We start from the raw sequence: 24,485 nt of genomic DNA on the forward strand, positions 1-24,485 counted from the left end.
TCATTCAGGCGCTCAGCGCGCAGCCAGCGCCACGGTGCGCTTCGCGATGTTCACCAGGTGAATCTGGCTCGTGCCCTCGTACAGGCGAAACAGCCGCACGTCGCGGTAGAAGCGCTCGGCCACATTGCCGGCCATGAAGCCGCTGCCGCCGAAAACCTGCACCGCTCGGTCGGCCACGCGGCCACACATCTCCGAGGCGAACAGCTTGCACATCGACGCCTCCATCGTCACGTCGATGCCGTCGTCGCGCTTGCGCGCGGTTTCCAGCACCAAGGCGCGCGCGGCGTGCACGTCGGTGTTGCTCTGGGCAATCATCTGCTGCACCAGCTGAAAGTCCGCGATGGGCTGGCCGAACTGGCGGCGCGACTGCGCGCGCCGCGCCATCTCGTCCACCAGCCGCACCGCCGGGCCGATGCACAGCGCGGCCAGGTTGATGCGCTGCTTGTTCAGCGTTTTCATGGCCGTGCGAAAGCCTTGCCCTTCCACTCCGCCCACGATGGCCGAGGCTGGCACGCGCACCTGGTCGAGCGTGACCTCGCCCACCGGTGAGCCGTGCTGGCCGAGCTTGCGGTAAGGGTCAGAAGTCGACAGGCCCGGCGTGCCACGCTCGATCAAAAAAGCGCTGATGCCACTGGCACCTTTCGCGGCCATGTCGGTCTTTGCGAACACGGTGAACAGGTCGGCAATCGGCGCGTTGGTGATGAAGCATTTCTGCCCGCTGATGACAAAGCTGTTGCCGTCTCGCACGGCCACCGTCTTCTGCGCCGTCGCGTCTGACCCGGCCTCGGGCTCGGTGAGCGCAAAGCAGCCGGTGAGCTCGCCGCTGGCCAGCAGCGGCAGGTAGCGGCGTTGCTGCTCTGGCGTGCCGTCGACCACCAGCGATTCGGACGCGATGCCGGTGTTGCCACCGAAGCGCGCGCGAAAAGCGGGGGCCACCTGCGACACCTCCAGGTTCACCAGCGTGAGTTCTTCGGTGGTGAGGCCGGCGCCGCCGAAGGCTTCGGGAATGCTGTGGCCGAACAGGCCGAGCTCGCGCATGCGCTGCACCAGCGGTTCGGGAATCAGGTCGTCGCGGTCGACCTGTTCCTCGAGCGGCAGGCATTCGCCATGAATGAAGCGGCGCACCTCTGCGAGCAGGGCCTGGAAGTTCTTGGGGTCTCTGATCATGGGATGGTTTCGTTGTCGGTGGCGTGCACGTCGCGCACATCCCTCAACAGCGCGTACAGCATGTCGTGCGGCGCCACGCCGCCCACCGGCTGCCGCGCGCCGAACAGCACCGCGTCGCTGTACGCCAGCTCGGGCCGCGCGCGCTCCTCGATCCAGTCGTACACCACGGTGCGCGCGGCAATGCGCCATTCGCCCGCGCGGCGCTCGAAGCGGTCGAGGTAGCGCCCGCACAGCAAGGTGCGCTTGGCGGGCGCATCCGCCGGTGCCTGCAGCGCGAAGAAGCTGCTCTCCACTGCGGCCACGTCGCCGTGCAGCTCGATGATGATGTTGTTCACCTGGTGCACGCGCCGCCCGCCCTGGCGCAGCCGCTGCAGCGCCTGCGCGATGAAGCCGTCGGCGCTGCCGTTCCATGCGCCGTGGCAGTCGGTGGCGTCCGGCCAGTAGGCCGAGCGCAGGGCCTCTTCGTCGACGCGGTCGATGCCGCGGCAGTAGCGAAACAGGCACTCGCGGATCGCCTCGCGGTCCAGCAGTGCCTGCAGTGGCGCGGGCGTGTTCATGCCGACGGAGCCGCTGTCACGGCCACTGCAGCGCGCTTGAACAGCTGCACCACATTGCCCTCAGGGTCGCGCAGCGACATCACCGCGCCGTGCGCGCCCATGTCGCGCACGCCGATCACCTCGCCGCCCGCGCCGGTGATGCGCTCCTGCGCGCCCGCGAAGTCGCTCACCTCGAACACCATCACCAGGCCCGACGTGGCTGGCGCGGCCTCTTCAGTGCAGGCCAGTGCCACGCTGGTGTTGCCCACGCCGTACTGAAACCAGCGGTCCTTGTCGCGAAACTTGAGCTTCAGGCCCAGGGCCGATTCATAGAAAGCATGCAGCTCGGCCGGGCGCTGCGCGACCACGTACACGTTCTGCAGGCGCTGGGGCGAATGGTCGACGGGCTTGTGGTCGGTGCTCACAGCGAGGTCTCCGACGCACCGCCGTCCAGCCGAATCACCTCGGCATTCACAAAGCGGGAGCCGTCGCCGGCCAGGAAGCAGATGGCGTCTGCAATGTCCTCCACCGTGCCCAGCCGGCCCAGCGGCGTGCGCGCGATGCGCTTGGCATCGAGCTCCGCGTTGCGGTGCTTGGCGGTGCCTTCGGTGGGCACGGCACCCGGCGCCACTGCGTTCACGCGAATGCCGCGCGCACCCAGGTCGGCCGCCGCGGCGCGGGTGATGCCCAGCACGCCGGCCTTCAGGCCGCTGTACACCACGGAGCGCGCGGGCGACTTGAAGCCCGCGATGGAGGCCACGTTGATGATCGATCCGCCGCGCGCCGGGTCCATGGCCTCGGCCGCGGCCTGAATGCCCCAGATGACCGACTTGAAGCCGATGTCGACCATGCGGTCCATCACCTCGGGCGTGACCTCCATCAACGGCTGGTAGCGCACCCATGCCGCGTTGTTGACCATCACGTCGAGCCGGCCCGCTTCGCCTGCAAGGCGCTGCACGGCCAGGCGCATGCCATCGCGGCTGGACACGTCCTGCGGCACCGCCACGGCCTTGCCGCCGAGCCGGTGGATTTCCGCGACGGTGTCTTCCACGAACTCGGCCTTCAGGTCGTTCACGCCGACCGTCGCGCCCAGGCGTGCAAAGGCCAGCGCGGTGGCACGGCCGATGCCGTGGCCGGCGCCGCTGATGAAGGCCACGCGGCCTTCAAGGGACTGGGGTGCGTTCATGGCGTTTCTTTCTTGTGCGGCACCAGCAGCGCGTCGAGCGCAAAGGCACCTTGGCCGTGGTCCAGAACCACCAGCGGGTTGATGTCGATTTCGGCCACCGTGCGCGCATGCCGGGCGGCAAACTGTGACAGCGCGGCCACGGCGCGCGCCGCCGCCGCCACGTCGGCCTTGGGCCGGGCGCGTGCGCCGTCGAGCAGCGCAAAGGCCTTCAGCGAGCGCAGCATCTGCATCGCCTGCGCCTCGCTCACGGGCGCCACTTGCAGCGCCACGTCGCGCAGCACTTCGGCAAAGATGCCACCCAGGCCGACCATCACGACCGGGCCGAAGACGGGGTCGGTGGTGGTGCCCAGAATTAGCTCGGTGCCGCCCTGCGCCATCTGCGCGACCAGCACGCCGGCGATGCGCGCGTGCGGCGCCTTCTGCGCCACGCGCGCCAGCATGCCGTCGTATTCGTCGCGCAACTGCGCCTCGGAGCGCACGCCGACCACCACGCCGCCCACCTCGGTCTTGTGCGCGATGTCGGGCGAAACGATTTTCAGCACCAGCGGAAAACCGATGTTTCGCGCGGCAGCCAGAGCCTCGGCCCAACTGCCGGCCATTACCTCCTTCAGCACCGGAATGCCGGCCTGCGCGAGCACGGCCTTGGCGCTGGCCTCGTTGGCGAAGGCGTCGGGTGCCAGTGCTTCTGAAGAAGCCGTTGCGGCGGCCGATTCAGTCTGCTCGCCGCGCGTGCCCAGGCGCACCAGCGCCGCCAGCGTGGCGCATGCGGCGTCGATGGTTTCCACGGTCGGAAAGCCCAACTCGTTCAACTGCGCGATGGTGTCGCGTGGCGCCTTGCAGCACAGCAAGATGAGCAGCGATGGATGCGCGCGGCGTACCTGTTCCAACGCCGCGATGTACACATCGCGCAGGCGCGGCATTTGGAAGGCATAGGCCGACTGCAGAATCACCGCGTCGCAGCCCGCGTCGTCGGCCACCGCCGACAGCACCTGCACCAGCAGCTCCGGCCGGCTAGACACCTGCGCCGTCATGTCCACGGGGTTGCCCGGCGATGCGTAAGGCAGCGCGGCCACGATGCGTTGCTGCGTGTGCGCGGAAAGCTTCGGCAGTTCCAGCCCCTGCGCGCTGGCCGCATCGGCCATCAGCACGCCGAAGCCGCCCGATGCGGTAACCAGCGCCACGCGGTTGCCCTTGGGCGCGCGCGCCATGCCCACCACCGACACCGCATGCCCCACTTCGAGCAACTGCTCGATGCTGGGCACGCGAATGGCGCCGGCATTGCGCAGCACTACGTCGAACACCGCGTCGGAGCCGGCCAGCGCGCCGGTGTGCGAGGCCGCCGCTTCGCTGCCCGCTTGCGACACGCCCACCTTCAGCACCACGACCGGCTTGCCGGCCTCGCGCGCCATGGCCAATGCGCGCATCAGCTTGGCCGCATTGCGGCAGGTTTCCATGCAGCACAGAATGACCTGGGTGGCCGGGTCGGCAGCCAGCGAGGCGATGCCGTCTGCAATGTCGACGTCGCATTCGTTGCCCGTGGTCAGCAGGCGGCTGATGCCGATGCCGCGCTCGGTGGCCAGGCGCATCGTGTAGCTGCCGAGGTTGCCGCTCTGCGACACGATGCCCACCGGGCCCGCGGCCGGAAAGGCCGACTCCAGCGCCACAGAAAACGTGGCGATGCTCTTGTCCGCCACGCCGATGGAGCCCAGGCAGTTGGGCCCCACCACGCGCATGCCCGATGCCCTTGCCACCTCGCCAATGGCCGCTTGCAGGCGGCTGCCTTCCTCGCCCATCTCGGAGAAGCCGGAAGACAGAATGACGGCCGCGCGCACGCCGCGTGCGGCGCAGTCTTTCACCGCGTCGAGCACCGCCTCGGGCGGCACCGCCATCACGGCCAGGTCGGGCACCGACGGCAGCTCGGCCAGGTTCGCATAGGCGGGCAACGACTGCACCGTGCCGCCCTTGCGGTTGATCGGGTAGATCGCGCCGCGAAAGCCGTACTTCTGCAGAAACTGCAGCGGCCGTCCGCCGATCTTGGTCACGTCGTCGGACGCGCCGAAGATGGCGATGGAGCGGGGCTTGAAGAGAGCCTCCAGACCCGTGCCAACTTCAACAGCTTCGACTTCAACAGCTTCGCCTTCGGTTGTGGCCATCGCTCAACGCCCCTTGAACACAGGCGGGCGCTTTTCCAGGAAGGCCTGGCGCGCTTCCTTGGCGTCTTCGGTGCGCGACAGGGCCATGGTGATGTTCTGCTCGAAGCGGTAGCCGTCACGCTGCGGCATCACGTCCATCATGTTGGCGGCCTGCTTGGCGTAGGCCAGCGCAATGGGGCTCTTCGAAGCCATCTCCTGCGCCAGGCGCAACGCGGTGGGCATCAGCTCTTCCGCAGGCACCACCTCGTCGAGCACGCCGCGGCGGTACAGCTCGGCGGCCGACACGCGCATGCCGGTGAAGAACATGTGGCGGGTGAACGAGCGGCCGAACATCGTGCGCAGCATCGACACGCCACCGGCCAGGCCCACGTTGATCTCCGGCATGGCAAAGCTCGCATCGTCGGACGCCAGAAAGATGTCGCACGCGGCCATCAGGCCGAAGCCCGCGCCCAGCGCCGGGCCGTTGACGGCGGCAATGACGGGCTTGGCGCATTCGCGAATGGCATTGCCGGTCTCGCGCGTCCAGCGGTTGTGGTCCAGAAAGTCGCCGGGCTTGTCGGCCGAGGGGCGGTCTTTCAGGTCGGCGCCGGAGCAGAAGAACTTGCCCGTGCCGGTGAGGATGGCCACGCGAATGTCTTCGCGCTCGGAGATTTCGTCGAACACCTGAATCAGGCGGTGGCGGGTCTCGCGGCTCAGGGCGTTGACGGGCGGCTTGTCCAGACGCACGACGGCGACGAACTCGGAAACTTCAAGACTCACGCTCATGACGAACTCCTGGAAACGGGGGACATGCCTGGGGCCGTTGCATTTGCAGCGGCCACTTGGTTGGGGGAATGGAGCAGCCGCGACGCGTGCGTCAGGCGGTCGCCGTAGCGGAACTCGGAGGCCAGCAGGCGCTGCGCCATTCGGGTGGCCAGCACCTCTTCGCTGACGCCCATGCCGCCGTGCATCTGGATGGCGCCTTCGGCGCACAGCCGCGCGGTTTCTGCCAGAGCGACTTTCATCAGGCGCAGCGTGCGGCGCAGGTTTGTCGCCCCACGCTCGTGTTCCGCAAAGGCGTGCAGCATCAGGCCCTTGGCGCACAGGTAGCGCACGTACATGTCCGCCGTGCGGTGCCGCAGCACCTGGAACGACGCCAGCGCCACGCCGAACTGGCGGCGCTCCTGCAGGTGCTTCACGGTCTGCTCGATGAGCGTGGTGAGCGCGGCCACCGTGTCGGCCGCGGTGAGCAGCAGCGCGGCGTTGTCGGCCTGCTCGATGGCCGCGTCGGCCGCCGCGCCGCGTGCGATGCAGGCCACCGCCGGCACGGTGATGCCGTCGAGTGTGAAGTCGGCACTGCGCCGGCCTTCCATGGTGCGATAGGTGGCGGTGGGCGCGGGCATGTGTTCGAGGTCGACCACGAACAAGGCCGTTTCATCGCTGCCCTGCAGCACGGCGGGCACGATGTAGTGCGTGGCCGCAAGCGACACGTCCACACCCTTCACCTGGCCGGTGAAGGCACAGCCGATGTCGAGCTGCTTCGCGCTGACGGCGATGTCGTCGAGCGAGGCCGAGAGCGACGTGAGCGGCGCGATCTTCGCGCTGCCTTCGCACACTTGCTGCAGCCAGCGCGTGGCGGTGTCGGTGTTGGCGGCCTGCAGCAGCAGCGGCGCGACCGCGCAGGTTTCTACCACGGGCAGGTGCACGCCGTGCGTGGCCAGGCCAACGACGATGGAGGCCAGGTCGGCCAGCGTGCCGCCGACGCCGCCGGCTTCTTCGGGCACCAGCGTGCAGGTCCAGCCCATCTGGCGCACGGGGTCGGTGCCGGCAAAGTCCTTGGTGTTTTCGTTGTCCTGCGCAAAGCGCGCGGCGGCGTCCAGCAGCATGCCGGGGAGCAGGGGGGTGAATGACATCGACACTTTTCAGGCTCCCAGCAATTCATTTGCAATGACGGTGCGCTGCACTTCCGACGTGCCGCCGGCGATGGTGCGGGCGCGGGTGAACAGGTAGTTCTGCACCCAGGCGGCACCGGGCTCGCCTTCGCCCTGGTCGACCAGGAAGCGGTGCGCCGCATCGGGCCCCACCGCGTCCAGCGCGATGGTGGTCAGGCGCTGCGCCACGTCGCTGCACATCAGCTTGATGACTGACGGTTGCACGCCCAGCGGGCGCTGGTGCTTCAGGTCGTCGGTGGCATGGGCGAGCAACACGCGCGCGCCTTTCACGTCGGCCTCGGCCAGCAGCAGGCGGTAGCGCAGGCTGCTGAAGTCGCGCTTGCCTGCAGCGGCCTTGGCGGCTTCTTCCACCACGCGCGTGACCTGCCTGCGCACCAGCTCCAGCCGCGCCACGTTGGCCGGGGGCAGACGCTCGCGCTCCAGCAAGAACTTGGCGCAGGTCCAGCCCTTGCCGACTTCGCCGATCAGGTTGTCGGCGCGCACGCGCACCTCGTCGAAGAACACCTCGTTCAGGTGGTGCCAGCCGTCGATGGTGTGAATGGGCCGCACGGTGATGCCCGGCGTGTCCATGGGCACCAGCAGCAGCGAGATGCCGTCCTGCTTCTTGGCCTCCCTGGAGGTGCGCACCAGCATGTAGATCATGTTGGCTTCGTGCGCATGCGAGGTCCAGATTTTCTGGCCGTTGATGACGTACTCGTCGCCTTCGAGCCGCGCGCTGGTGGTGAGCGATGCCAGGTCAGAGCCCGCGTTGGGCTCGCTGTAGCCCTGGCACCACCAGTCCGCGCCGTCCAGGATGCGCGGCAGAAAGCGCGCCTTCTGCTCGGGCGTGCCAAAGCGGATGATGACGGGGCCGATGTGGCCCAGCCCGTGGTGGTAGAGCGGCGGGCAGTCGGACTCGGCCATCACCTCTTCGAACACCAGGCGCTGCGTGATGTCCCACCCGGTGCCGCCGTGTTCGCGCGGCCAGCTGGGTGCGCCCCAGCCTTTGGCGGTGAGGATCTTCTGCCAGCCGAGGTACTCGCGCTTGGTGACTTTCTGGCCTGCCGCCACAACGGCGCGAATCTCCGGCGGGCATGCGCTGCGCGCGAAGTCTTCCAGCTCGCGGCGAAAGGCGGCGTAGCCGTCTGCGTCCGAGCTGGGGTCGGTGTGGGGGGTGTCGGTGTTCGACATGTTTGTCTCCTGTCCTGTGGTCCATGCGCAGCGCTTGCTGCGCCATCTGTGTCGTTGGTGCGCCGCCTGTGGCTGCGCACCGGGGCCGGGCTTGCCTATGCGGCAGCTGTGGGCGCGGGCGCGTCCTTGCGCAGCTTGGTGATCAGTTCGTCCAGCGCGGCCACGGCGCCGTTTGCGTCGCGCCGGCGCAGGCACTGCACCACCTCGCGCCGCAGCGGAAACAGGTCGGGGCGCGGCAGCACGGGAACCACGTGCGTCATGCGTTCGCGCAGGATGGTGGTCATGGTCTGCGCCATGAGCGTCAGGGCCTCGTTGTGGCCCGCCTCGGCAATGGCACAGAAAAAGCGGCTGGCCGATTCGATGCGCTGCGCCAGCGTGTCGCTGCCCTGGTGGCGCTCGATGCTGTCCACCGCGTGCTCGATGGCGTCGAGCTCCGCGTCGCTGGCGCGCTCGCTGGCCAGGCGCAGCAGCGTGCCGTACAGCGTGCGGTAGGCCTCGTCGAGGTCGGCCGAGCCCAGCCGCCCCTGTACCACCAGCGTGCGCAGCGACTCCGCCAGCATCATGTAGGCGCCCTTGTAGAACACCAGCGCATGGTCGGCACCGCCGCCGCCCATGTGCTTCACCTCGCCGATGAACACGTGGTGGTCGCCCGCGTCGTGGCAGGCATGCACGCTGCATTCGAAGCTGGCCAGGCAGTCGTCGATCACCGGCATGCCCAGCGGGCCGGCGCGCCACGCCACGCCGTCGAACTTGTCGGCGATCTTGCTGGAGGCGAAGCGGCCCGACAGCGCGTCCTGACGCTGCGACAGGATGTTGATGGCAAAGCCGTCGGCCTCGCGGAACGCGCCCACCAGGCTGCTGGCCTTGCGCAGGCTGAACAGCACCAGCGGCGGCTCCAACGACACCGAACTGAACGAGTTGCAGGTCAGCCCCACAGGGCACCCCTGCGCGTCGCGCGTGGTGATGACGGCCACGCCGGTCGGAAAGCAGCCGAGCAGCTGTCGAAACAGCGCGGGCTCGATCGGCGCGATCTCAGACGGGGCGGCTGCGGCCACCGCTGTGGCCTCAGCGGTGTGCGTTGCCTGGGCGACGGCGTGGGTCATGGCTGCTTCCTTCAGGCGGCCACGAGTTCGGGCTGCACCTGCGCCACGTGCGGCGGGTCGTTGGCAATCTCGCGCTGCACCGCGGGCATGATCACCTTGGCCCACAGCTCCAGCTGGCGCAGCATGGTCGGGTGGTCGAAGTCGCCCATCTGCGTTTGAAAGGCGTAGTGGCAGGGCTTGAGCGTGCGAATTTCCTTCACCACGCGCTCGATCACCAGGTCCACCGAACCCACTGGCAGGTTGGCGCGCATCTCTTCGAGGCTCGACTCGCCTTCGACCACGTTTTCTTCGACCTGGTAGTCGTCGGCCACCTGCGCGGTGCGCCGCTTCAGGCTCACGGCAATGCGGCGCTGGAAGCGTGCGCAGTCGAGGTAGCGCTCCACCTCGGCCTTGTTGTCGCTGGCATAGGCCGCGCGCAGCACGCCCACCTTGATTTGCGCCGGGTCCTTGCCTTCGGCCAGCGCCACCTTGTCGATGAGGTTGCGCGTTTGGCGCAGCTTTTCCACACCGCCGTCGCCGCCCGACACAAACACATGGTGGCCGCCGCGCACCGCGCGGGTCACGAAGGTGGGGTCGATGCTGGTGATCCACATCGGGGGCATCGGCTGCTGCACAGCGCGCTGGCTGATGGCGCTCATGGGCTGTTGGTAGAACTCGCCGTCGTAGCTGAACTTGGGCTGCTTCAGGCCCAGCTCCAGCATGTCGAGCATTTCGAACGTGCGTGCCTTGGCCGTGTCCAGCGACACGCCGAAGCGTTCGAACTCGAAGTGCTGGTAGCCCGAGCCAATGCCCAGGTTCAACCGGCCGTTGGACAGCTGGTCGACCATGGCCACGTCGGCAATCAGGCGCGCCGGTTGGTACAGCGGTGCGACGACAATGCCGGTGCCCAGGCGGATGTTGCGGGTGACCGCGGCGCAATGCGCGATCATGGTCAGCGGCGAGGAGCACAGGCCGTAGTTGCTGAAGTGGTGCTCGGCGTACCACGCGCCGCCAAAGCCCAGTTCGTCCGCCACGCGGGTCTGTTCCACGGCATCGCGAAGGATTTCGTGGGACGTCTTGTGCTTGTTTCGCTGCTGCATCAATATGAAGATTCCGAAATCCATCGCTGGTCTCCTTGTAGGCTGGGTTACGTGCCGTGATCGTAGGAGCGGGGTCCCCGCCCGGCGCGCCATGCTTCGCACACCTTCTTTGCGCTTATTGAAATGAAGGCCCTCGATTCGCTGCGGATCTTTGTCATCGTCCAGAGGAAGGGCAGCCTCTCCGCGGCCGGGCGCAGCCTGAGCCTGTCGCCCGCCACCATCTCGCGGCGCATCAGCGCGCTGGAGGAAGAACTGGGCGTGCAACTGGTTGACCGCACCAGCCGCAACCTGAAGGTCACCGAAGCGGGCCAGGCCTTTCTGGAACACGCGGAGCTGGTGTTGGAAGCCATGGCCCAGGCCGAAGAAGCGGCGCGCAACGCCAAGCTGCTGCCCGAGGGGCGCCTGCGCATCCACTCGCGCACGCAGATCGGCCTGCGCGTGATTGCGCCGCTGCTGCCGGGCTTTGCGCAGCGCCACCCCGACATTCAGCTGGAGCTGGAGCTGTCGGAGCACCCGGTGAATCTGGTGGAGCAGAACTTCGACATCGACATTCGCACCGGCGAGTCGAACGATTCGAGCTTTGTCATCAAGCGGCTGCTCAGCAGCGACGAGGTGCTGGTGGCCAGCCCCGCGTTCATGAAAGTGCACAAGCGCATTCGCCACCCCAGCGACCTGATGCAGGTGCGCTGCCTCACCTACAAGCGCGAGCACGAGGCCATCACCTGGAAGTACATCGACGACGCGGGCCAGCAGCAGGAGCTGGCCATTCAGGGCGTGCTGAGCTCCAACAACGGCGAGCTGCTGCGGCTGGCGGCCATCGGCGGCATGGGCATTGCGCTGCTGTCGGAGCCCACGGTGCGCAGCTGCCTGGAAGACGGCACGCTGGTGCGGCTGCTGCCCGAGCACCGCTTTGCGGTGAGGGCGTTTTCCAACGGCGTTTACGCGGTGTTCAGGCAGAGCCGCACGCTGCCGCTGAAGGTGCGGGCGTTTGTCGACTTCATTGCAGAGGCGCTGCGTGAAGGGGATGCGGCGTGAAGGGGATGCGGCGTGAGCGGGCCCCTGGTGCCCTTGGCCGCTAGCCGCCGAACCGGTGCGGCGACAGCCCCGGCGCGGGCAGCCCGCTCAGCTCGAACAGCGCGCCGTCTTGCGGCCGGTCGCCCGAGAGGTTGGTGCTCTTCGACAGCGAGGTGACGAAGGCCTTGTCGAGCAGGGCGCCACCGAAGCACAGGCTGGTCGGGTGCGTCGCCGGCAGCTCGACCACCCGCTCCACCGTGCCATCGGGCGCAAAGCGCGCCATCTTGCCCACGCGCGGCAACACGCTCCACACGAAGCCTTGCGCGTCCACCGTCGCGCCGTCGGGGCCGGAAGCGAAGCTCTCGGTCTGCGCGAAGACGCGCTTGTTGGTGAGCGGGCCGGTCGGGGAATAGTCGTACGCCCAGATCGTGCGCAGCGGGCTGTCGGCCACGTAGAAAGTTGTGCCGTCAGGGCTGAAGCAAGGGCCGTTGGTCAACGAGAAGCCTTGCGCGAGCAGCTCTACCTGGCCGCTCGGCCGCAAACGATAGAGCCCACCGCCGATAGGCTCATCGGGCTGGCGGTGCACGTGCAAGGTGCCCGCGACGAAGTTGCCCCACGGGTCGCACTTGCCGTCGTTCAGGCGCACGTTCTCGTGGTCGGTGTCGATCTGCGTAATGGCCTGCAGCGTGCGCGTGCCAATGTCGTAGCGCGCAAAGCCGTGCTTCAGCGCGACGAGCACCGCGCCGCTGTCGCACAGCGCGATCGAGCCGACGGGTGCGGGCAGGGTGTGCTGCTCCGCTGCGCTGGTGGCGCCGTCGTTGCCTGGCCAATGGCGGTGCAGCGTGCCGGCCAGCGAATCGATCCAGCAGACCGCGCCCGAGCGCGCGTCCCAGCACGGGCTTTCGCCCAGCAGGTCGCGGGTCGTGCCGATCTCTCGAACAGTGAATGCATCCATGGGAGCGCAGTGTGGCGACGGATGGTGCGCGGGCCGTGGCGCCGCCTGCAAAGCAGCTTTGCGCATCATGCTTTGCCGCGGCGTGCGTGCGCTTCTAGAGTGCGGCCGATGAACGAACGAACCGCTCCCCCGCCGCTGCAGGGCATTCGCGTGGTCGAGCTCGGCAACTACATCGCGGGCCCTGGCACCGCGATGTCGCTGGGCGACCTGGGTGCCGAGATGCTGAAGATCGAGTCGCTGGAGGGCGACATGGCGCGCCACAGCGGCCACTTCGGCCACGCGATGCTGCGCGCCTATAACCGCAGCAAGAAATCGATTGCGCTGGACCTGCGCAAGCCGCGCGGCCTGGAGGTGGCGCGCCGCCTGATCGCCGGCGCCGACGTGCTGGTGCAGAACCTGCGCCCCGGCGCCGCCGATGCGCTGGGCCTTGGCGCACAGGCGCTGCGCGCCGCGCAACCGCGGCTGGTGCATGTGTCGATCAGCGGCTTTCCGGCCGAGTCGCCTTCGCGTGATCGGCCCGGCTACGACATAGCAGCGCAGGCCGAGAGCGGCCTCATGGCCGTGACCGGCGAGCCGCAGGGCCTGCCGCAGAAAGTGGGCGCCACCATCGTCGACACCGCCACCGTGCAGGTGGCCACGCAGGCGATTCTGGCGGCGCTGTTCAGGCGCGAGCGCACCGGCCATGGCGAAACCATTCGCGTGTCATTGCTGGAGGTGGCGCTGAACCTGCAACTGGCCAACTGGAGCGACTACCTGGTGCGCGGCGTGGAGCCCACGCGCAGCGGTGACGGCCAACCGCTGAGCGCGCCGGCGGCGGACATCTTTCGCACGCGCGACGGCATGGTGGTGATCTCTGCCTACGTGCCCGCGCACTGGGTGCGCCTGTGCGAAACCATCGGCTGCCCCGAGCTGGCGAGCGACCCGAGGTTTGCCACCAACGAACTGCGCGTGGCCAACCGCCCGGCCATGAAGGCGGCAGTGAGCGAGCGCCTGGCGCGCTACGGCACCGGAGAGTGCGTGGACCTGCTCACGCGCCACGGCATCGTGGTGGGCAGGGTGCGCAGCTACAGCGACGCGCTGGCGGGCGAAGACTTTCGCGCGAGCCGCATGGTGATCGAGGCGGCGCCGAACGGTGAGGTTCCTGGCTACACCAGCTTCGGTTTGCCTTACGAGCTGTGCGACACGCCGCGCCGCGCGACGCAGGCGGCGCCTGCGCATGGGGCGCATACGGATGAGTTGCTGCGGGAGGTGGGGTTCAGCGCTGGGGAGATTGCGGCGCTGCATGAGGCGGGGGTGGTGAAGGCGGCTGTGGGGGGTGTTTAGATGCGGCGTTGACTGTAGAACTGCTGTTTCGCTCGATTTGGGATTCTTTGAAGTTTGAATCTCGAGATATACAGACGCAGCGTGAGCTTGAGGTGCTGCTCAGCGCCCTTGGCGGACATCGAGGTCTCCCGGAATCAGACGTTCGCTGTAGCCCGGATCACAGCATGGCGTGCAGCCGCCCTATGCGGACATTGCGCCTGCCAAGGCAACGAAAAGTACAACCCCAGCGATCAGATCGGATGCCATCGCCACGTTCTCAAGCCGGTTCCGGTGCCTCTGGCGCATGTGGTTTGCCCCTGCGAGCAGGTAGAACAATCCACCAGCGACGGCCGCCGGAATGCGCCAACTCGGCGAAGCCAGGCTGATGAGCGCGACAAGCCCGATGGAGACGTTGGCAAACCCCAACTCGCGAACGAGCACTATGGATTCATCGCCCTTGTGTCCCAGAATCTGCCGTGCCGTGTACTCGGGCTGGAGTATCTGCCGCGTGCCCGCCAGGAACAGTCGCCAGCCTACGGCCCAGAATACGTACCATTTGAGGACAAGTGCTGCACCAAAGGGCGCCAGAGCAACCGCCCAATCCCCTGTAATCGAGGCGATCGGTAGCACGAACATAAATAGCAAGACGACGGCGTAGTACATATTGATGGAAGCCTGGCAGGGACTGCTTTTGGGCGACTGTAGCCGCTCGTTTGGCCAGCGCAAAGGCACGCCGCCATCCCTTGCATCACGTCGAAGCGCATTCAATCAGGACGCTCGAATATCCTGAAGAAGCGCTTCTTGCAATGTGCACAGGCTTGGTTGGACCATGGCGCTCAAATGAAAAAATGCGGCAAACAGGCAGTTATATAAATTTCGCATCGCTTCGGTCCGACAGGTTTCCTTCGCCGGCACTGCGCTCCTGGCTGATGGACGCGAGATCATTCTGCGGACGGAGTCAACGGTCCGCATCCCGCTCTCGGCAACTCAAGGTCGCATACCTGGCTGCAGGCAACACGACCTTGACGCCCACCTCGCGCAGCGCCCGTTGAAGATCGACCTTGTCGGTGAAGGTGCACTTGTTCTGGCGAGCAAAGGCCTCCAGGTTGTCTGCGCGGCCATTCACCTTCACCGACAAGCCCGCTCCCGGGCTGACGCAGCACCCCACATACTGGGCCATGTACTCTTCTTCGATGACAACCAGCTCGTGCCCCATGAAGCCCGCGGGTTTGCGGAGCAAGTAGTAGTCGGTGTAGTCGCTGCGCTGCGTCGGCTTCTTGCCGACCAGCCCGGCGTGCATGTATGCCTGAATGGCCTTGCCAGAGGTCCCGCTTCTTTGGACGGAGCCGTTCTTCAGTCGCAACGCATTGGCCAGGCCGTCCTCCAGCTTTTTTTCTTGCTCGGCTGAGACGTGCAGCGTGGCTAGCGCCAGAAGACCGATGACCAGGGCCCGCAGGCTCGTCGACACTCTATTCATAGGAAGCTCTCATTTGGCTGGGCAGGAGGTAGGGTTGAAGTTCGGATCAGATTAGGGCCGGGCCCTGCCGGCCACCGTCGTCGCAGGAGCGCCCCCATGGCGATCATCGATCCTTCCCGAAAGCAGTCACTGATGGCGAAAGTCTGGAACAGGCCGATTGTGTTGAAAGACTCCCCAACATCTTGGGAACTGCCGCCCCGTTTCTAGGCTGCATCGTCCCCGAGAGGATTCAGCGAAGAGGTCGGACTTCCAAACGGCTGAGTAAAGCGCACTCCGTTGAACGTGTGCGTGCAGCACTTGCAGGTAGGCGTCAGGCTGTCGGGACCAAGACGGGGATTCACGATTTGAAGCAGGCCGGACTCATCGACGTAAAGGCCACTGAAGTACGAAGATTCCCCTGTGCGGACATAGTCTCGACGTTCAGCATTGCTAGTTGCCACCAACCAGAAAATTGGCTCGATGCGATCGAGCCGGCTGACGGCCTCTGAATAAACCTCGTCCCACGGGCTGCCTGCGTTTGCCAGGAGAAACCTGAAAAGAGGGCTGTAGTCCCGGCCTCGACGCGTTTTTCCATGCATGGAGGTGAGCATCGACTCGTTGGATGACTGCTGCTTGGAGTGTCGGTCGTCGCGATAGTCGCCACCGCTGCGCCTGTTGGGTCGGTGCGCCGTTGTGTTTTCTTTTCGGAACAGTGGGGGCTTTTGCATTTCGATCCTCATCGTCCAGCCAACTTTAGCCGGACCAGGCTGTCGCGCATCGGGGTGCGCTGTATCGCCAGGTCTGACGGTTGCCCGGAACCTTGTTTGAGGGCGCGATTGACATCCTCTTCCAACCAGTTGCTGCGTTGAAGCAAACAATCGATCGCGAAGAGCGTTTCAAGTGTCGGGATGCCATCGCTTCGTCCAGCAGTCAAAAACGTTTCTCGACGGCGAGCGGAATACTCGTTCGCGACCAGGCAGGGCTTCACCACCTCGGAGACAAAATCCTTAGCCTCGATGCTTCTCGGGTTTAAGGGCTATTGACAGGCGATTGACGACCTCTGCTTCAGCCAAGCCTTCACTGGAGTCCTCACGAAATACGGCGCAGCTGGCCGTATTGGCGCCGTAGGCGCAACGGTAGACGGCCACTACGCTGCCCGGCCCGGCTCCCGTGTGTCCGCACAGGGTCAAGCCCCTGTCCACCTCGCCTTGCATCAGGCCGAGGGCATATCCTGGAGAAGTCCAGGGGCGCCCAGGAATGGGTCCGCCGACGACGCGCGCCGTTGTCATCTCCTGCAGTAGCGAGTCGGGCAAGAGGTGTCCGGCCAGCAAGCGGTCCAGGAAAAGCGTGGCGCTCGAGAGAGCACCCACCAGCAAGCCGTGATAAACCCATCGCGGGTCGTATGTGGATGCGGCCCCAAGGCAGACGTCGGCAAAGTCGGTTCGCGTCTTTGCCAAACGAACTCTCGACAAACCGAGCGGCACCAGCGCTTGCTGCATCAGCGCTTCTTCGAGCGTGAGGTCTGTCACCCGTTCGATAAGTCTCGCGACGTACATGTAGCCGACGTTCGAATATCGCCAACTGACGCCGGGCACATAGCGCAGCTTGGCGGCGTCGAGGCGTTGCATCATGTCGTCCGCCGACCAGGGCGCGTCGCCGCGAGCAACGGCGGCGTGGTATTCGACAAGCTCGCCATAGTCCGCCAGCCCGGCCTCATGTCTTAGTCTTACTATGTCATAAATAGTACGATGCGATCTTCTCGCGCCGCGCCGCGCCGCGCCGCGCGACGCTGGCGGCGCCGGCGCATGGGGCGCATACGGATGAGTTGCTGAGGGGGGTGGGGTTCAGCGCTGAGGAGGTTGCAGCGCTGCATGAGGCGGGGGTGGTGAAGGCGGCTGTGGGGGGTGTTCAGGTGTTGTGATGCGGTGTTGGGGTTGGCAGTCGGGCCACGGAATCTTGCTTCGCGATTGAAATCAACGAACCAAGTCGAGGCGCTTAGCGCCCTTTGCGGACATCGGCTGTTCCCGAAAGCGGTCGCTCACAGTTGACGGGCTGGAACGCGCCCTGAACTGTCTTCCTGAAGTCAAGGCAAGCGTGCTTTTTTAGCGGTCTTTAGACGCAACGTTCTTCAGCGCCTTGTGTTCAGTTCTGAGAACTTGTCCAGCGGTAGCAATGAGCCAATCCGCCATTCGCGCAGCCGTCTGGTCATACGGATCTCTCCAGCGAGCAATTTGGGCCTTGGAGCAGATGCGCGTCTGACTCGAAGGCACGAGCCGCACCAGGCGGCGCTGGGACAGTGCGTCGGCGACCAGCAGCGAGCGTCCCAAGGCGGCGCCGTTACCGTCCACTGCGGCCTGAAGAGAACTGCCAATGTCGCGGAAGCGAATGGCCTCAAAGGCAGGCGTTGCACCGAGCCATGTGCCCCACGACCACTCCCGTCCGGTCTCCTCACCGCGCCGCCCTTTGGCCAACAGTGGCAACGACTGCCAATCGCGCCCCACGCCACTGGCCTTCAGGAGTTTCGGCGCAGCGACCGGGAGAACATGTTCATCCGGGAAAGCCAGCTCACAGCTGCCCCCATTCGCGGTTCCGCGTGGCATCCACAGGAGGGCGAGATCGACCTCAGATCTGGCGGCCTCCGCAGGCGAATCCCACGTCACGATTTCGACGAGCAAGTCTGGAAAGGCTTCGCGCAAAGCAGGCAGCCGTGGCGACAGCCACCACGCGAGCAACGGCGTGCTGAGGCCCAATCGGAAAACGCGCGCGCCAGATTGACCAATGATCCGCCGCATAAGACCCGCGAGAGCACCCAAGGTCGGCAACAGTTCGCGCGAAAGCAGCGCACCCGCCTCAGTGGCGCGCAAACCGGGATTGAGCCGTTCGAGCAGGCCCATACCGAAGAAGTCCTCAAGTGAACGTATCCGATGACTGACAGCGCTCTGCGTCAGACCGAGTTCGTCAGCGGCAAGAGTCATGCTGCCGTGTCGCAGCGCCGCCTCGAAAGCAAGCAAGCCCGACAAGGGCGGAACGCGTCCTGAGATCTTGGTCATACCGCATGAAACCATTTCATGCGCTCGAAAGCAATGCTCATTTGCTGTTCGGTGCCGCGGTCACGACACTGAAAACATGCAGCACAAACCCAATGAAGCTTGGAACTCCCGCGCTCGCCTGACGGCCGCGACCCTGGGTCTCGCGATATTTCTTGCCCAATTCGATGTGACCTCGGTTGTGGTCGCAATGCCCATGATCGGAGCCGACCTTGGCATCCGCGATGCGGCCATCGCGTGGATCATCGACGCCTACAGCATTGCATTCACCGCTACCTTGCTCATCGCAGGCGCTTTGGCTGACCGTTTTGGTCGCCGTTGCACACTCTTGATTGGCAATGCATGGTTTCTCTTGGCGTCGCTGTGCTGTGGCTTGGGCTGGGACACTTCGACGTTTTTGGCGTCTCGTGCTTTACAGGGCGGGGGCGCTGCCTTTCTCGTGACGGGTGCTATTTCCTCCATTGCGACCGCGTTCCCGGACGCTCAAGCACGAGCACGGGCGTTTGGACTTGTGGGTGTGATTTCTGGCATTGCGATGGCACTGGGGCCAAGCTTGGGCGGGGCCATCAGCATGTGGCTGGGATGGCGTTGGATCTTTCTTGTCAATCTGCCCATCTGCGTTCTGGTGGCATTTGCCGTAACGCGCTTTGTTCCGGAGTCGCTTGGCAATCGGGGGAAACCGCTGGACTGGCCCAGCGTGGTTATGCTGACTTTGGCTCTTGGTCTGGTGATCGAGGCGTTGCTGCAGGCGCGCCACTCCTGGACTCGGTTTGTGTTCGGACTGGCGGTTGGGGTGGGTCTTCTCGTGCTCTTCACGCTTCGGCAGAGGAAGCAGGAGCGGCCCATGCTTGATCCGGCTGTCTTTGCAAGCCGCTCCATGATCGGCGTCGCCGCACTGATCGCCGCTGTGTCGATTGGCTACTGGGCGGTTCTGGTCTACCTGCCTCTGTTCTTGAACACGGCCTACGGTTGGACGCTTCAGGAGGCTGGCATGGGATTGTTGGCAGCCACGCTACCGATGCTGATCGTTCCCCCCTTCAGCGGCCGAGTGGCGGCCCAACTGGGCTGGCGGTGTTTGTTTGCCATTGCGCTGACAACGATGGCGATCGGAGGCATCGCCTTGGGCTTGGCGGCGGCACAGACAACGTCGTCCGTGATGTGGTCTATCGCTGGAATGGTGATTCTCGGTACAGGAGCTGCGCTAGCCAGCCCGCAACTTTCAGGTGCCGTCCTGGCACTTGCGCCGCCAGAGGCCAGTGGCATGGCGTCTGCGATTGCAGTGATCGCGAGGCAAGGAGGATTCGCCATTGGTGTCGCTGCCTTGGGCGGACTCCTGCCCTCGAGCGGCGCTGTATCTGGCTTCGTATGGCCGTTCTGCGTTGCGGCTGCGGCGTCGGCCAGTGGTGCGCTGGCTTGCCTCTTGCTCCCGCCCGCATCGGGCAAGAGCTCGCAGCAGGAACTCCAAGGTCAATCTCTAGCGAGCGGCAAGCAGCAACCGCAGCGCGATTTCCAAGGCCATTGAGCACAGGACACCTATGCGCAAGCTTTCCCCAAATGCTCAGCTCGTCTCTGATGTCTTCGATGAGATAGCCAAAGGCAATGGCGCGCCGTTTTGGGCCGCGTGTCACCAGGATGTCGTCTGGCGAACCATCGGTGAAAGCTCTTGGAGCGGCGAGTTCTCAGGCAAGCAAACCATCATCGAAGAGGTGTTGCGTCCGCTGAATTACGCGCTGGCCGAGCGAGCCACGATCCCTGCCCGCATCGTTGACGGTGGTGATGTCATCGTGCTGCAAGCCAGGGGTAAAAATCTGACCCGCGACGGTCAACGTTACGAGAACGACTACGTCTTCGTGATTCACTTCGAGGACGGAAAGATCGTGCGCTACGAGGAATATTGCGACACGGAGTTGATGGCTCGCGTTTTGCCTGACCGCATCGCAGCCAAATCGGTCTCTGTTTCTAAATGAGCATATACGGCGCCGCTCACGACCTCACCGCTTGCGGCACTACCGCAGTCCATTTAAGTGAGGAAAAGAAACAGGCACTCACGCTGTTCTTCGGCAACAAAGGCTCCCCGAGTTGATAAGCGCGGTCAGGATGGCAGATCGCCAGAAAGCGGCCGTGCCAGAGCTTTTGCTTCTGCTTGAAAGACCATCGAGACACGAGCCCAGTGCTGCTGAAACGGCTGAAGGTCACGACGGCGAATTCATCATGGGTCGCTCGAATGAACGTAAGCTCATCAGCCGAAGAACATCTTGAGTCACTGAAACTCGCACAACCTCTGCGCATTCCAATAGCGCAACCAAAAGAAAAATCTCATGGGTGCTCCAATCTGGATCGGCGAGAACAAGGACCTTTGGATCAGCAATGGGATGAAAGACGCTTTTTGCAGAGTACTCACAACTGTCGCAATCCTTGAAGGCCACGATGTCATGGGCGTATACACGGATGCGCCAGGCGTCGCCGGAACCTACGGATGCTCAGGCTTAGGCATCGACCTTGACGAATTCGATTCCTATCTTGGCGGACAGGCCGGTGTGCGCCGCCACCTTGATGTTTGCCGCACACGATTGCCTGAAGTCGCCGCGTCTTGTGGGCTGACGCCAACCAACGCGGCCTACATGGCCAATTTGTTCGCATGGGCGGCTCACATCATGGATGGGCACGCGGTCCCGGAGCTCTGCAACTGCTACGTGGACTGGCCTCCCGGCATGAAGATCCGACGGCCGTTGCCCGTCACTGAATAGCAGCGCGTCAGCCCTGCGCGGTCATGCCTGGGTTGTCTTGCGCGGACCGCTCCTCCTCAAGATCCCGCCAAGACACACGCCGCATACCCTTCGGCACAAACCCCACCTGCAGCCCGAAGATGCCGGCCACCTTGTCGAGCGTATCCAGCGTGGGGTTGGCTTTGTCGGCCTCGATGGCGCGCAGGCTCTGCACGCTCAGGCCGCGGTGCTTGGCGAACTCCGGCTGCGTCAACTTGCTGATGCGGCGCATCGCGGCCACGGCCTGGCCCACCGACATATCGCCCGCTGCGATGGCGCTGTAGATGGCGGTGCGCAGCGCGCTCTCTGCTTGCGCATCGACGCGCTTGCGGCGTTTATCCACGGGGAGCCTTCGGCAGTGCAGCTGCACCTTCAAACCCGGCCGGCCGCCATGGCCCATCAACGTGCATTTCGGCGGGCGTGTCCAAGGTCAGGTGGGCGTGCGCTTGGCTTGGCATATTGACCATCATGGTAGTCAAACAACCTGCCTCGTATGACCTGATTTATCCATTTCATTGGATAAACCATGACGGGCAGCGCCAGCCGAAAGACGCCGCGCCCCATGCGCAACCTACAAACCACCTTTTCATTCCTTGAAGCCCCCCGCCCCAGGCCCGTCGATAGACTGAATCAGCGAGTGGCGTTACAGCCACCGCATTCCAAAAGAAATCGGAGACAAAGTGATTCATCGAAAGCTCATCGCCTCGCTGTTGCTGGGCCTGGCCGTGGTGTCAGGCGCGGCACATTCGCAGCAACCTATTCGCATGGTCGTGCCCTTCGCGGCCGGCGGCGGCACCGACCAGTACGTGCGCCTGCTGGCCTCCGAGCTGGCGAAGAAGGGCACGCAGATCATCGTGGAGAACAAGCCCGGCGCCAGCGGCATCGTGGCCGCCGACTACGTGGCGCGCTCCAAGCCCGACGGACTCACGGTGCTGGTGTCTTCTCTGGGCACGCTGGCCAACAACACGGTGCTGTACGACAAGCTGCCCTACGACCCGAAGAAGGACTTTGCGCCGGTCTCGCAGATCGGCTACCAGCCCGCGATCATCGTGGGCCGCGTCGATCTGCCGTACAAGAACATCAAGGAGATGGTGGCCTATGCCAAGGCCCACCCGGGCAAGATCAACCGGGGCTCGCCGGGCGAGGCCATTCTGACCAACCTGGCGCCGCTGAACTTCGAGAAGAGCCAGGGCTTCACCACCACGCATGTGCCCTTCAATGGCGACGCACCGGCGGTGCAGGCGCTGCTGAGCAACACCATCGACATCCACGGCACGTCGCTCACGGGTTCGCTCTCGCTGATTCAGGCCGGCAAGCTGCGCGTGCTGGGCGTGATGGACAACAAGCGCCTGCCGCAGGTGCCAGACGCCCAGACCTTCAAGGAGCAGGGCTACGACTTCGAGGCCGTGCTGTGGTATTCGCTGTCGGTGCCCTCCGGCACGCCGGCCGAGTCGGTGCAGCGGCTGAACAAGGCGGTGAACGAGGTCATCGCCCAGCCCGACTTCGTCACCCGCGCCCGTGCCATGGGCATGGAGCCGCGCGGCGGCACGCCGGAAGAGCTGGGCAAGTTCGTGCAGACGGAGTTCGAGCGCTGGGTGCCGATGCTGCGCAGCCTGAATCTGCCGAAGCAGGGGCAATAGGCTTCAGCGGTCGTGTTCAGCGCTCGGCGCCTGCCGAGCGCTTCTGCGCCGCGGTGAACAACGCGTTGCGGATGAGCTGCAGCGCCTGGCCCCGGTCCGGCCCGCGCGCGGGCACCGTCGAGGTGGCGGCAATCACCAGCCCCGTGGGCGGATACACCCAGATGAACTGGCCACCGTAGCCGATGGCCATGAAGGCCCGGCGCGGCGTCTTCACCGACGACACCCACCACATGTAGCCATAGGGCAGCGAGACCGGCAGGCCGCCCGCCATTTGCGGCGTGGTGGCCGCGTCGACATACGCGGCCGGAACGATCTGCCGGCCCGCCCAAACGCCGTTCTGCAAAAACAACTGGCCCAGGCTGGCCATGTCTTCGGTGCGCAACTGCAGCCCGCGCTGGTAAGACGGCTCGTGCATGCCCAGCGGCGCCACCAGCTGCTCGCGTGCGTAGTCGGCCAGCGGCATGCCCACGGCTCTCTCCAGCACGGCCATCAGCATGGGAACCAGCGCGTTGTCGTAGGCGAAGGACTGGCCCGGCGCGCTTGCCATGGGGCGCGCCCATGCGTCGCGCGGCCGGCCGGGCGCCTTGGTGCCGGAGGGGTCGTCCACCGCGAAGCCCGCGCTCATCGTGAGCAGGTGGCGCACGGTGATGTCCTGCGCGCGCGCATCGGTGTTCAGGGCCGCCCACTCGGGCATCAGCGCCAGCACCGGCTGGTCGAGGCTGGCGAGGCGGCCCTGCCCCAGAGCAATGCCCGCCAAGGCCGACACCGCGCTCTTCTGCACCGACTGCACATCGCGCAGCGTGTCCGGCTGGCCGTCGCGGTAGTACCGGTAGACGATGCGCCCGCGCAGTGCGACCACCACGCTTTGCACGCCGGTGAAGCGCTCGCCGATGGTGTCGGTCATGCCCTGGAAGGCGGTTGCGTCCAGCGCCTGTTCTTCCGCGGAGGAGGGGAGCCATTGGGCGTGGGCCCACAGGGGTGCCAGCGGCAGCAGCACCGCAAGCAGCACCGCCAGTGTCCAGCGCCACGGCGCGCGGGCGCGCTGTGCAGGTGCGAGGCCTGCGGCCGGTGCATGCGGGTGGCTGGGTGTCATGGCATCTCCTTGGGTGGGTGAGCGAACCGCGCGATTCTGCCAAGCAAGCTTCAACGGCCCCGTACGATCGGAATTTTGTAGGCGCTCTCCGGCTGCGCGTCGCGCTTCGGGCACACCGTGCGAACGCGAGGCCTTGAAATAGACTGCTTTCGCCTTGGCCCTTCCTCATTTCCTGGAGCCCCTCCTTTGTCGCTCAAACACGTTCTTCTTTCTCTTGTGCTGTGCCAGTGCGCCGCCTTTGCCGCCGCGCAGGGCACGAACCCGCCGGCCGGCGAGTACACCTTCGAGCGCGGCGCCGGCACGATGCGCGTCGAGCCGAACGGCGCTTTCAATCTGAACACCATCGGCGCCAACGCCCACTTGTGCGAGGTCGACGGTCGCATCGTGGGCGGCAAGGCCAAGCTGCGCGACAGCACCTGCGTGGTGAATTTCGCCACCGCCGCCGACACCGTGGTGGTCACGACCAACGGTGTGGAGCAATGCCGCGACAACTGCGGCGCGCGCGCCACCTTCGAAGGCACCTACACCCGCACCAGCCCCGCCTGCACCGACAACGCCGTGCGAAGCGCCAGAAAGCGCTTCAAGCAGCAGTACGACGCGAAGGGCTACGACGCAGCCCGCGGCACGCTGTCGGGCGTGCTGTCGGCTTGTGAAAAAACGCTCGACTGGCTCACCGCCGGCCGCATCCGCAACGACCTGGCGCTGGCGCAGTACAAGCTCGGCGACAAGGCCGCGTGTCTCAAGACGCTGCAGCCGTTGGCAGAAGACGCGGCGAAGACGGACGCCGGCATCAAGGAGGCCTATCCGCCAGCCGATGCCGAAGACTATTTGCCGATCGTGAAGGCGACGCGCTTCAATTTGAAGATGTGCAAGGGTTGAGTTGCGTCG

24 protein-coding genes are annotated in these 24,485 nt (G+C 65.5%); 7 read left to right on the plus strand and 17 right to left on the minus strand.

Annotation, left to right across the window (positions count from 1 at the left end; genetic code table 11):
• Window positions 1-12: 12 nt before the first annotated feature.
• The 10 genes from VLK31_RS15950 to VLK31_RS15995 form a co-directional block, all read right to left on the minus strand.
• Window positions 13-1,167, minus strand: a complete 1,155-nt coding sequence (locus tag VLK31_RS15950) for an acyl-CoA dehydrogenase family protein (protein ID WP_409169388.1) — start codon at window positions 1,165-1,167, stop codon at window positions 13-15.
• Window positions 1,164-1,724 (minus strand): nuclear transport factor 2 family protein, encoded by a 561-nt coding sequence (locus VLK31_RS15955; RefSeq protein WP_409169389.1) that lies wholly within the window; start codon window positions 1,722-1,724, stop codon window positions 1,164-1,166. The genes VLK31_RS15950 and VLK31_RS15955 overlap by 4 nt, the downstream gene beginning before the upstream one ends.
• Window positions 1,721-2,128 (minus strand): VOC family protein, encoded by a 408-nt coding sequence (locus tag VLK31_RS15960; RefSeq protein ID WP_409169390.1) that lies wholly within the window; start codon window positions 2,126-2,128, stop codon window positions 1,721-1,723. Before VLK31_RS15960 ends, VLK31_RS15955 begins: the two co-directional genes overlap by 4 nt.
• Complete coding sequence (locus tag VLK31_RS15965; protein ID WP_409169391.1) at window positions 2,125-2,889, minus strand: SDR family NAD(P)-dependent oxidoreductase; 765 nt, start codon at window positions 2,887-2,889, stop codon at window positions 2,125-2,127. Before VLK31_RS15965 ends, VLK31_RS15960 begins: the two co-directional genes overlap by 4 nt.
• Window positions 2,886-5,042 carry an acetate--CoA ligase family protein gene (locus tag VLK31_RS15970; protein ID WP_409169392.1) on the minus strand — a complete coding sequence of 719 codons (2,157 nt, stop codon included), beginning with the start codon at window positions 5,040-5,042 and terminating at the stop codon, window positions 2,886-2,888. Before VLK31_RS15970 ends, VLK31_RS15965 begins: the two co-directional genes overlap by 4 nt.
• A 3-nt stretch (window positions 5,043-5,045) precedes the next feature.
• Window positions 5,046-5,807, minus strand: coding sequence for an enoyl-CoA hydratase/isomerase family protein (locus VLK31_RS15975; RefSeq protein ID WP_409169393.1), 762 nt, complete (start codon window positions 5,805-5,807; stop codon window positions 5,046-5,048).
• Window positions 5,804-6,934, minus strand: coding sequence for an acyl-CoA dehydrogenase family protein (locus tag VLK31_RS15980; protein WP_409169394.1), 1,131 nt, complete (start codon window positions 6,932-6,934; stop codon window positions 5,804-5,806). Before VLK31_RS15980 ends, VLK31_RS15975 begins: the two co-directional genes overlap by 4 nt.
• A gap of 9 nt (window positions 6,935-6,943) precedes the next feature.
• Window positions 6,944-8,143 carry an acyl-CoA dehydrogenase family protein gene (locus VLK31_RS15985; RefSeq protein WP_409169395.1) on the minus strand — a complete coding sequence of 400 codons (1,200 nt, stop codon included), beginning with the start codon at window positions 8,141-8,143 and terminating at the stop codon, window positions 6,944-6,946.
• Between the two features lie 95 nt (window positions 8,144-8,238).
• Entirely contained in the window at window positions 8,239-9,246 is a 1,008-nt protein-coding gene (locus VLK31_RS15990; RefSeq protein WP_409169396.1) for a flavin reductase, read from the minus strand.
• A gap of 11 nt (window positions 9,247-9,257) precedes the next feature.
• On the minus strand, window positions 9,258-10,349 hold the full coding sequence (locus VLK31_RS15995; protein WP_409169397.1) for an LLM class flavin-dependent oxidoreductase: 1,092 nt from the start codon (window positions 10,347-10,349) through the stop codon (window positions 9,258-9,260).
• A gap of 99 nt (window positions 10,350-10,448) precedes the next feature.
• On the opposite strand from VLK31_RS15995, the gene VLK31_RS16000 reads away from it, so the two are divergent.
• The gene (locus VLK31_RS16000; protein WP_409169398.1) at window positions 10,449-11,360 is read left to right on the plus strand and encodes a LysR family transcriptional regulator; all 912 of its coding nucleotides are present in this window, start codon (window positions 10,449-10,451) and stop codon (window positions 11,358-11,360) included.
• Between the two features lie 40 nt (window positions 11,361-11,400).
• Here the strand turns inward: VLK31_RS16000 and VLK31_RS16005 are convergent, their stop codons facing one another.
• Window positions 11,401-12,294, minus strand: a complete 894-nt coding sequence (locus VLK31_RS16005; RefSeq protein ID WP_409169399.1) for an SMP-30/gluconolactonase/LRE family protein — start codon at window positions 12,292-12,294, stop codon at window positions 11,401-11,403.
• A gap of 108 nt (window positions 12,295-12,402) precedes the next feature.
• Here VLK31_RS16005 and VLK31_RS16010 point away from each other — a divergent pair, with 108 nt between their 5' ends.
• The gene (locus VLK31_RS16010; RefSeq protein ID WP_409169400.1) at window positions 12,403-13,617 is read left to right on the plus strand and encodes a CaiB/BaiF CoA transferase family protein; all 1,215 of its coding nucleotides are present in this window, start codon (window positions 12,403-12,405) and stop codon (window positions 13,615-13,617) included.
• Window positions 13,618-13,797: 180 nt separating this feature from the next.
• On the opposite strand, the gene VLK31_RS16015 is transcribed toward VLK31_RS16010, so the two are convergent.
• From VLK31_RS16015 to VLK31_RS16030, 4 genes are all read right to left on the minus strand, one after another.
• A complete protein-coding gene (locus tag VLK31_RS16015; RefSeq protein ID WP_409169401.1) occupies window positions 13,798-14,259 on the minus strand; it encodes a DUF6790 family protein in 462 nt (153 codons plus the stop codon).
• A 295-nt stretch (window positions 14,260-14,554) separates the two neighbouring features.
• On the minus strand, window positions 14,555-15,073 hold the full coding sequence (locus tag VLK31_RS16020; RefSeq protein WP_409169402.1) for a hypothetical protein: 519 nt from the start codon (window positions 15,071-15,073) through the stop codon (window positions 14,555-14,557).
• A gap of 986 nt (window positions 15,074-16,059) precedes the next feature.
• The gene (locus tag VLK31_RS16025) at window positions 16,060-16,794 is read right to left on the minus strand and encodes a serine hydrolase domain-containing protein (protein ID WP_409169517.1); all 735 of its coding nucleotides are present in this window, start codon (window positions 16,792-16,794) and stop codon (window positions 16,060-16,062) included.
• Between the two features lie 360 nt (window positions 16,795-17,154).
• Window positions 17,155-18,102: a LysR family transcriptional regulator gene (locus VLK31_RS16030; protein ID WP_409169403.1), complete on the minus strand. Its 948-nt coding sequence runs from the start codon at window positions 18,100-18,102 to the stop codon at window positions 17,155-17,157.
• Between the two features lie 76 nt (window positions 18,103-18,178).
• Between VLK31_RS16030 and VLK31_RS16035 the strand changes: the two genes are divergently transcribed.
• The 3 genes from VLK31_RS16035 (at window position 18,179) to VLK31_RS16045 (ending at window position 20,846) form a co-directional block, all read left to right on the plus strand.
• The gene (locus tag VLK31_RS16035) at window positions 18,179-19,621 is read left to right on the plus strand and encodes an MFS transporter (RefSeq protein ID WP_409169404.1); all 1,443 of its coding nucleotides are present in this window, start codon (window positions 18,179-18,181) and stop codon (window positions 19,619-19,621) included.
• 13 nt (window positions 19,622-19,634) lie between these two features.
• The gene (locus VLK31_RS16040; protein ID WP_409169405.1) at window positions 19,635-20,066 is read left to right on the plus strand and encodes a nuclear transport factor 2 family protein; all 432 of its coding nucleotides are present in this window, start codon (window positions 19,635-19,637) and stop codon (window positions 20,064-20,066) included.
• Window positions 20,067-20,417: 351 nt separating this feature from the next.
• Complete coding sequence (locus VLK31_RS16045; protein ID WP_409169406.1) at window positions 20,418-20,846, plus strand: hypothetical protein; 429 nt, start codon at window positions 20,418-20,420, stop codon at window positions 20,844-20,846.
• A 7-nt stretch (window positions 20,847-20,853) separates the two neighbouring features.
• Here the strand turns inward: VLK31_RS16045 and VLK31_RS16050 are convergent, their stop codons facing one another.
• On the minus strand, window positions 20,854-21,207 hold the full coding sequence (locus tag VLK31_RS16050; RefSeq protein ID WP_409169407.1) for a helix-turn-helix domain-containing protein: 354 nt from the start codon (window positions 21,205-21,207) through the stop codon (window positions 20,854-20,856).
• Window positions 21,208-21,544: 337 nt separating this feature from the next.
• Between VLK31_RS16050 and VLK31_RS16055 the strand changes: the two genes are divergently transcribed.
• Window positions 21,545-22,504 (plus strand): Bug family tripartite tricarboxylate transporter substrate binding protein, encoded by a 960-nt coding sequence (locus VLK31_RS16055; RefSeq protein ID WP_409169408.1) that lies wholly within the window; start codon window positions 21,545-21,547, stop codon window positions 22,502-22,504.
• 16 nt (window positions 22,505-22,520) lie between these two features.
• On the opposite strand, the gene VLK31_RS16060 is transcribed toward VLK31_RS16055, so the two are convergent.
• Entirely contained in the window at window positions 22,521-23,597 is a 1,077-nt protein-coding gene (locus tag VLK31_RS16060) for a serine hydrolase domain-containing protein (RefSeq protein ID WP_409169409.1), read from the minus strand.
• Window positions 23,598-23,783: 186 nt separating this feature from the next.
• Between VLK31_RS16060 and VLK31_RS16065 the strand changes: the two genes are divergently transcribed.
• A complete protein-coding gene (locus tag VLK31_RS16065) occupies window positions 23,784-24,476 on the plus strand; it encodes a hypothetical protein (RefSeq protein ID WP_409169410.1) in 693 nt (230 codons plus the stop codon).
• Window positions 24,477-24,485 lie beyond the last annotated feature (9 nt).

The organism is Variovorax sp. H27-G14 (genome assembly GCF_046156345.1).
GTDB lineage: Bacteria > Pseudomonadota > Gammaproteobacteria > Burkholderiales > Burkholderiaceae_C > Variovorax.